Consider the following 7,959-nt stretch of genomic DNA (forward strand, 5'->3'; position numbering starts at 1 on the left):
GTGCCGCCCGCCCGACGTCATTCGGTATCGCTGTCCTGCTCGTCGAGCGTCTGCTTCGGCGGCGGCGGGCGCTTGCCGATCACGACGTTCATGTCGAACTCCTTGCCCTTGCGGACGACGTGCACCTTGGTCGGCGTGCCCGGCTTGATCTGCGCGACCGTGTTCAACAGCTTCGTCGTGTCGGTGATGTCCTCGCCGTTGACCGAGACCAGGATATCGCCCGGCTTGATGCCGGCCTTGTCGGCTGGGCCGCCCTGCAGCACGCCGGCGACGATCGCGCCCGATTTCTGCTGAAGCCCGAACGATTCGGCGATCTCCGGCGTGACGTCCTGCGGCTCGACGCCGATCCAGCCGCGCGTGACCGAGCCCGTCGTGATGATGCTTTCGAGCACCGTGCGCGCGGTCGACACGGGAATCGCGAAACCGATGCCGAGCGAGCCGCCCGAGCGCGAGTAGATCGCGGTGTTGATGCCGAGCAGGTTGCCGTTCACGTCGACCAGTGCGCCGCCCGAGTTGCCGGGGTTGATCGGCGCGTCGGTCTGGATGAAGTTCTCGAACGTGTTGATGCCGAGGTGGTTGCGGCCCAGTGCGCTGATGATCCCCATCGTGACGGTCTGGCCGACGCCGAACGGGTTGCCGATCGCGAGCACGACGTCGCCGACCCGCGACTGGTCGGAGCGGCCGAGCGTGATCGTCGGCAGGTTCGTCATGTTGATCTTCAGCACGGCGAGGTCGGTTTCGGGATCGCTGCCGATCACCTTCGCGGTGGCCGTGCGCCCGTCGGCGAGCGCGACCTCGATCTGGTCGGCGCCATCCACGACGTGCTGGTTCGTTAGAATGTAACCTTCAGGGCTCACGATAACGCCCGAGCCGAGGTTGGCGGCAGGTTCGTCCTGCTGCTTGCGGGCGTTGCGGTCGCCGAAGAAGTAGCGGAACAGCGGATCTTTCGCGCGCGGATCGGGCGGCAGCGAGCCGTCCTTGCTGGAGAAGACGTTGACGACGGCCGGCATCGCCTTCTGCGCGGCTTCCGCGTACGACGTGGTCGCCGGCGCGCCGCCGATGCCCGGCGCGACTTCCCGCAACGCAACGATCGGCGTGGCGAGCTGCTTGCCGAGCTGTCCTTGCCGTTGCAGCCATTGCGGCTTGAGCGTCACGACGATGAACATCAGCGCGAGCAGCACGGTAACCGCCTGCGCGAAGAACAGCCAGAAGCGTCTAAGCATCTGAATGGATTAGAGGTTTATATGGATCGGATCGAACTTGAATTGTACTTGAACAATACCCTTGAAACCGCGCGCTTCAAGGACTATTGCCCGAACGGCCTGCAGGTCGAGGGGCGTCGCAAGATCGAGAAGATCGCCACCGGCGTGACGGCGTCGGTCGCGTTTCTTGAAGCCGCGCTCGAATGGGGTGCGGATGCCGTGCTTGTCCATCACGGCTATTTCTGGCGCAACGAGCCGCCGCAGATCACGGGCCGCAAGTATCAGCGCCTGAAGCTGCTGCTCGCGAACGACCTGAACCTGTTCGCGTTCCACCTGCCGCTCGACGCGCATCCCGAATTCGGCAACAACGCGCAGCTCGGCGAGCGGCTCGGGCTGATCGGCGAGCAGCGTTTCGGCGAAGGCGAGCTCGGCTGGATGGCCACGCTGCCGATGCCCGTCTCGCTCGAGCACTTCGTCGCGAAGGTCGAGCGCACGCTCGGCCGCACGCCGCTCGTGCTCGGCGATCCGGACATGCAGCTGCGGCGCATCGCATGGTGCACGGGCGCCGCGCAGAGCTATTTCGACGCGGCGATCGATGCGGGCGCGGACGTGTTCCTGACCGGCGAGGTGTCCGAACACGTGACGCACACGGCCGCGGAGAGCGGCGTCGCGTTCGTTGCGGCAGGGCACCATGCCACCGAACGCTATGGAATCCAGGCACTCGGCACCCACTTGTCCGAAGAATTCGGTATCGAACACCTTTTTATCGATATTCATAACCCGGTCTGAGTGCCGGATTTGCGGCAGCGCATCGAAATTTCTCTATGTAGCGGATGCTTAATAGCGAAATGATTTAATCGCTCCGATAGTGGGGGAAAACCCTTAACTATCAATCACTTCGAAGGGATTTTCATCTCCGGGCCTTGTAAATGGCGACTCCATTCGAGCAAACTAGCGGCGGAATGGAAAGTCGTGACGGAAAATCCAACTCAGAAGTGGGGCGTGTGATGCGAGACAAGGAAGAGAAACGCGTCGACAGCGGCCGCCGTACCTGGCTGATTGCGACATCCGTAGCAGGTGGCGTGGGAGGCGTAGCCACCGTCATACCTTTCGCGGCGTCGCTTGCGCCGTCCGCGAAAGCGAAAGCGGCCGGAGCACCGGTCGAGGTCGACATCAGCGGGCTGAAGCCCGGTGAAATGGTGACCGTGCCGTGGCGCGGCAAGCCGGTGTGGATCCTGAACCGCACCGACGCGATGCTTGCCGACGTGGTCAAGGCCGACAAGGAAGTGGCCGATCCGACCACCGAAAAGCCCTATACGATGCCGTTGCCCGCGTATTGTGCGAACGAATATCGCTCGCGGGCCGATCGCAAGAACATTCTCGTCGTGATGGCCGTGTGTACGCACCTCGGCTGCACGCCAAGCCAGCGCTTCACGCCGGGTCCGCAGCCGAACCTGCCGGACGACTGGCCGGGCGGTTTCCTCTGCCCGTGCCACGGTTCGACCTACGACCTCGCCGGCCGTGTGTTCAAGAACAAGCCGGCGCCTCAGAATCTCGACATCCCGCCCTACATGTTCACATCGGCGACGACCCTCGTGATCGGCAAGGACGAGAAAGGAGAAGCGTGATGGCCGACAACAAGGAAGTCTCCACGACAGGTCTCACCGGCTGGATCGATCAGCGCTTCCCGCTCACGTCCACCTGGAAAAAGCACGTTTCCGAGTACTACGCGCCGAAGAACTTCAACTTCTGGTACTTCTTCGGTTCCCTCGCGCTGCTGGTGCTCGTCAACCAGATCGTCACCGGCATCTTCCTGACGATGAACTACAAGCCCGACTCGACGCTCGCGTTCGCGTCGGTCGAGTACATCATGCGCGAGGTGCCGTGGGGCTGGCTGATCCGCTACATGCACTCCACGGGCGCGTCGATGTTCTTCGTGGTCGTCTACCTGCACATGTTCCGCGGGCTGCTTTACGGGTCGTACCGCAAGCCGCGCGAGCTCGTGTGGATCTTCGGCTGCGCGATCTTCCTGTGCCTGATGGCCGAGGCGTTCTTCGGTTACCTGCTGCCGTGGGGCCAGATGTCGTTCTGGGGCGCGCAGGTGATCGTGAACCTGTTCTCGGCGATCCCGTTCGTCGGCCCCGACCTGTCGCTGTGGATTCGCGGCGACTACGTCGTGTCGGACGTCACGCTGAACCGCTTCTTCGCGTTCCACGTGATCGCGATTCCGCTCGTGCTGGTCGGCCTCGTGATCGCGCACCTCGTCGCGCTGCACGAAGTGGGGTCGAACAACCCGGACGGCATCGAGATCAAGGCGAAGAAGGACGAGAACGGCGTTCCGCTCGACGGCATCCCGTTCCACCCGTACTACTCGGTGCACGATTTCCTCGGCGTGTGCGTGTTCCTGATGGTGTTCGCACTGATCGTGTTCTTCTCGCCCGAGATGGGCGGCTACTTCCTCGAGGCGAACAACTTCGTCCCGGCGAACCCGTTGCAGACGCCGCCCGAGATCGCGCCGGTCTGGTACTTCACCGCGTTCTACGCGATGCTGCGCGCGACCACCGACCCGTTCAAGATCGTCCTGATGATCGTCATCGCGCTGCTCGGCGTGCTCGCGCTGATCCGCGCGCGCGGCAAGTGGAAGGCCGGGTTGCCGGTGCTGGCCGCGGCGATCGTCGTCTTCATGTACCTGACGGAGTCGAAGTTCTGGGGCGTCGTCGTGATGGGTTCGGCGGTGATCACGCTGTTCTTCCTGCCGTGGCTCGACCGCAGCCCGGTGAAGTCGATCCGCTACCGGCCGCTGTTCCACAAGGTGTTCCTCGGGATCTTCGTCGCGGCGTTCCTGACCCTCGCATTCCTCGGCACGCGGCCACCATCGCCGGCGGCCACGCTGATCGCGCAGTGTTGCGCGCTGATCTACTTCGCGTTCTTCCTCGGCATGCCCGTCTGGACGCCGCTTGGCACGTTCAAGCAGCCGCCGGAGCGGGTGCGCTTCAAGCCCCATTAACGTGAGCGAGGAGAGAACGACATGAAGAAACTGCTTTCGACACTCGCGCTGATCGGGGCGACCGCGTGTGCGCTGCTGGTGGCGCCGGCGGTGCGGGCGGAAGGTAATTTTCCGCTCGACCGGGCGCCCGATAACACGGAAAATCTCGTTTCGCTTCAGCACGGCGCGCAATTGTTTGTAAACTATTGCCTGAACTGCCACAGCGCGAACCTGATGCGCTACAACCGTCTGACGGATCTGGGCATATCCCAGAAGGAGATCGAAAAGAATCTCCTGTTCACGACCGACAAGGTCGGCAACACGATGTCCGTCGCGATGCGGCCTGAAGACGCGAAGAACTGGCTCGGCACCTCGCCGCCCGACCTGTCGGTCGAGGAGCGCGCGCGCGGCCGCGACTGGCTGTATACGTATCTGCGCAGCTTCTACCGCGACGATACGCGGCCGACCGGCTGGAACAACGCGGTGTTCGAGAACGTCGGCATGCCCCATGTACTGTGGCAGCTGCAGGGGCAGCGCATCGCCAAATTCGAAGACAAGACGGACGAGGAGACGGGCGAGAAGGTCCATACGCTCGTCGGCTTCCAGCAGGTCACGCCGGGGACACTGTCCGCGGTGGATTATGATGCTGCGGTTGCCGACCTGGTGGCGTACATGACCTGGATGTCCGAGCCGGCTCAGCAGACCCGCAAACGCCTCGGCGTGTGGGTGCTGATCTTTCTCGGTGTCCTGACTTTCCTGGCCTGGCGGCTCAATGCCGCGTACTGGAAAGATATCAAGTAATCACGCCTGACCGGCGTGGGGCCGGCGCAAGGTGGACCCCGGAAGGAGGTTCGCCGCGTGCCGGCCCTCGGCTTTTTTGAGGAAACGCAAACATGATGGTTCTGTATTCCGGCACAACTTGCCCGTTCTCCCAGCGTTGCCGGCTGGTGCTGTTCGAGAAGGGCATGGACTTCGAAATCCGTGACGTCGACCTGTTCAACAAGCCGGAAGACATTTCGGTGATGAACCCGTACGGTCAGGTGCCGATCCTGGTCGAGCGCGACCTGATCCTGTACGAATCGAACATCATCAACGAGTACATCGACGAGCGCTTCCCGCACCCGCAACTGATGCCGGCCGACCCCGTGCAGCGCGCACGTGCACGCCTGTTCCTGCTCAATTTCGAGAAGGAACTGTTCGTCCACGTCAGCACGCTCGAGAACGAGAAGGGCAAGGCGGCGGAGAAGAATCACGAGAAGGCTCGCCTCGCGATCCGCGATCGCCTGACGCAGCTCGCGCCGATCTTCGTGAAGAACAAGTACATGCTCGGCGAAGAGTTCTCGATGCTGGACGTCGCGATCGCGCCGTTGCTGTGGCGTCTGGATCACTACGGCATCGAGCTGTCGAAGAACGCCGCGCCGCTGATGAAGTACGCCGAACGGATCTTCAGCCGTCCGGCCTATATCGAAGCACTGACGCCGTCCGAAAAGGTCATGCGTCGTTGATGATGCAATGAAGGCAAGACGGGGAGGGCGGCGCGGCGTGCCGCGCGCCCGCTCCGGGTTCGAGGATTGTGATGCAAGAGATTTCAACGAAGCCTTATCTGCTGCGCGCGCTGTACGAGTGGTGCACCGATAACGGTTACACACCGCATATCGCGGTGAGGGTCGACAACTCGACGCGCGTGCCGCGTCAGTTCGTGCGTGACGGCGAGATCGTGCTCAACATCAGCTTCGAGGCGACGAGCCAGTTGCAGATGGGCAACGAGTGGATCGAGTTCACGGCCCGGTTCTCCGGGAAAGCGCACAAGATCGAGATTCCGGTTGCCAACGTGCTCGCAATCTATGCGCGCGAGAACGGGCAGGGGATGGCGTTCCAGGTCGATGCGGTTGCGGGCGAAGGCGAGGATTCGGGCGCGTTCGACGAAGAAGCCGCGCAGGCGGATGACGCGCAGCGCGACGAGTCGCCTGCTGCGTTGACGCCGGTTGCCGACCGCGGCGCGAACGAGGAACCCTCCGAAGGCGCCGACGAACCACCGAAAACCGACGGCGATGGCGACGGTTCGAAAGGTGGCAACAGACCTCGCCTCAAGATCGTGAAATGAGGTAGAATCTCGCGCTACGCCGGCTTAGCTCATCTGGTAGAGCAGTTGATTTGTAATCATCAGGTGGCGGGTTCGAGTCCTGCAGCCGGCACCATATCTGACAAGGGGTTACGCGATGTTTGCGTAGCCCCTTCGCGTTTCCAATTCCCCCTCGGCATTTCCAATCTGCATTGGCGAACAGGCTTGTTCAGCTACGTGATGTGTAGCCGTCGTTCTTATTCCAGCGCCACTTCAGGGTGAAAGTTGCGTAGGTAGCGCAGCTTGCCGCCGTTTAGTGCAGTGCAAGCAGGCAGTCGGGCGACGCCATGCCGTCGTCGTATTGTCGAGAAACCTCAAAGCGATGAGCCTGTAGATACGTCAGCAAGTCGCTCTTCGCCCAGTGCGGGATCGGGAGTAAATAGACGCGGCCATCGCCGTCAGTGGCCCCGATGTGAGTGGCGTCCGCTTGGCCTCGTATCACCAAGCGAAGTTGCCGGTCGCGGTTGCCTTGGCCATTGGTTTCCAGAAGTTCGCCAGGCAGCAGTCGTAGCGATTCAGGAGCCCGAACCGATCATCGGGTGGTTCAACCATTCGACCGAACCAAGTCGCGCGAATCGGGACGCAATCCGCCGGCCACGTATTGGTGGACGTTGCGCGCCACTGCGCGTTGCCGCCAACTTCAACGACCTCGCGCACCATCCGGAGAACGTCTTCGAATAGCTCTCGGGCTTTCGGATAGGCGTCGCCGCGGCTCGACCACATGACCGTCAATCGATCCCAGTATCGACGCAGCAGATACTGGCAAGCGAGCGAATCTTTGCCGCTGGAAATTGCAGGCAAAGCCGGTGCTCGTTCGCTCCATTTCGTCGCGCGCGGCGTTGGCCAGAAACTCCATTCGACTAACCGTGCTCACGGAGCCGGATACAAGGCGCTTCCGTCGCATTGTCTCGATGTCTGTTCCCAGTACTGCGAATGCTCTATATATCGAAACATGGAGAGTGCTGCGGCGGGACCGATGACCGGTGTGGTCACCGCGAGGGCGAGCGGAAAGATCGAACTTCAACAAATCATTCCGCCGCAGATCACATAGCCGATCGGTACATCCATGAAATCAGGGGCCAGATAGTGTCTTTTGTTTTGTCGGACTTTCTCCTACAGTAGCGGGGCCTCGGGCCTGCTGGCCCGCCGGGCAGAACCTGAGAAGGAATGAACAAAAAATGAGTTTCGCTCCGAATGGCGGTCCTCCGACCGGGCTCGGCGGCAGCCCGCTGGGCGCCTTGACGTCGATTGGCAGTGCATTGGGCGGCCTCGGCGGCTCGCTCGCTTCCAGTGTCGCCGGACAGCTTGGCCCGCTCGCGGGGCTGGCCGGGCACGTCGACACCGTCCAGCGCGCGATGCAGCTCGCGCAGACCGGCTTCTCGCTGATGGAGAAGACGCCCGGCGCGATCGCCGAGGCGATCAACGGCGCCGCCAACCCCGCGCGCCTGACCCAGCTCAACCGCTACGTGACGCTCGATACGCCGCTCGGCCCGGATGTGCTGCTGGTCAGCGCCGCTGTCGTCGACGAGCACGTGAACCGGTTGCCCGAGATCCACCTCGACCTGCTGTCCCATCGCCACGACCTGCGCCCGGAAGACCTGATCGGCCAGCAGGTCAAGATCCGCTTCGACCAGCAGGCGCGCCTGTCG

The 7,959-nt window shown here is 62.6% G+C and carries 8 protein-coding genes, 1 tRNA gene and 1 pseudogene; 8 read left to right on the forward strand and 2 right to left on the reverse strand.

Annotated elements, in window-relative coordinates:
- Positions 1-17: 17 nt before the first annotated feature.
- The gene (locus VK92_RS36025; RefSeq protein WP_021161847.1) at positions 18-1,223 is read right to left on the reverse strand and encodes a Do family serine endopeptidase; all 1,206 of its coding nucleotides are present in this window, start codon (positions 1,221-1,223) and stop codon (positions 18-20) included.
- Between the two features lie 21 nt (positions 1,224-1,244).
- Here VK92_RS36025 and VK92_RS36030 point away from each other — a divergent pair, with 21 nt between their 5' ends.
- The 7 genes from VK92_RS36030 (at position 1,245) to VK92_RS36060 (ending at position 6,386) form a co-directional block, all read left to right on the forward strand.
- The gene (locus VK92_RS36030) at positions 1,245-1,991 is read left to right on the forward strand and encodes a Nif3-like dinuclear metal center hexameric protein (protein WP_048026516.1); all 747 of its coding nucleotides are present in this window, start codon (positions 1,245-1,247) and stop codon (positions 1,989-1,991) included.
- A 218-nt stretch (positions 1,992-2,209) separates the two neighbouring features.
- Positions 2,210-2,830: a ubiquinol-cytochrome c reductase iron-sulfur subunit gene (gene petA / locus VK92_RS36035; RefSeq protein WP_011350741.1), complete on the forward strand. Its 621-nt coding sequence runs from the start codon at positions 2,210-2,212 to the stop codon at positions 2,828-2,830.
- Positions 2,827-4,209 carry a cytochrome b gene (locus tag VK92_RS36040; protein WP_091924937.1) on the forward strand — a complete coding sequence of 461 codons (1,383 nt, stop codon included), beginning with the start codon at positions 2,827-2,829 and terminating at the stop codon, positions 4,207-4,209. The genes petA and VK92_RS36040 overlap by 4 nt, the downstream gene beginning before the upstream one ends.
- A gap of 21 nt (positions 4,210-4,230) precedes the next feature.
- On the forward strand, positions 4,231-4,989 hold the full coding sequence (locus VK92_RS36045) for a cytochrome c1 (RefSeq protein WP_048026510.1): 759 nt from the start codon (positions 4,231-4,233) through the stop codon (positions 4,987-4,989).
- Positions 4,990-5,081: 92 nt separating this feature from the next.
- Positions 5,082-5,693: a glutathione S-transferase N-terminal domain-containing protein gene (locus VK92_RS36050; RefSeq protein ID WP_006400565.1), complete on the forward strand. Its 612-nt coding sequence runs from the start codon at positions 5,082-5,084 to the stop codon at positions 5,691-5,693.
- Between the two features lie 71 nt (positions 5,694-5,764).
- Positions 5,765-6,292, forward strand: a complete 528-nt coding sequence (locus tag VK92_RS36055; protein WP_027788532.1) for a ClpXP protease specificity-enhancing factor — start codon at positions 5,765-5,767, stop codon at positions 6,290-6,292.
- A gap of 18 nt (positions 6,293-6,310) precedes the next feature.
- Positions 6,311-6,386: transfer RNA gene (locus VK92_RS36060), tRNA-Thr, on the forward strand.
- 362 nt (positions 6,387-6,748) lie between these two features.
- Here the strand turns inward: VK92_RS36060 and VK92_RS42690 are convergent.
- The gene (locus tag VK92_RS42690) at positions 6,749-7,111 is read right to left on the reverse strand and encodes a hypothetical protein (RefSeq protein ID WP_021161841.1); all 363 of its coding nucleotides are present in this window, start codon (positions 7,109-7,111) and stop codon (positions 6,749-6,751) included.
- Positions 7,112-7,488: 377 nt separating this feature from the next.
- Between VK92_RS42690 and VK92_RS36070 the strand changes: the two are divergent.
- Positions 7,489-7,959 (forward strand): annotated as a pseudogene (locus VK92_RS36070) (phage late control D family protein); the annotation flags it as partial.

Origin of the sequence: Burkholderia sp. LK4, from assembly GCF_001043615.1 — a bacterium.
Classification (GTDB): domain Bacteria; phylum Pseudomonadota; class Gammaproteobacteria; order Burkholderiales; family Burkholderiaceae; genus Burkholderia; species Burkholderia cepacia.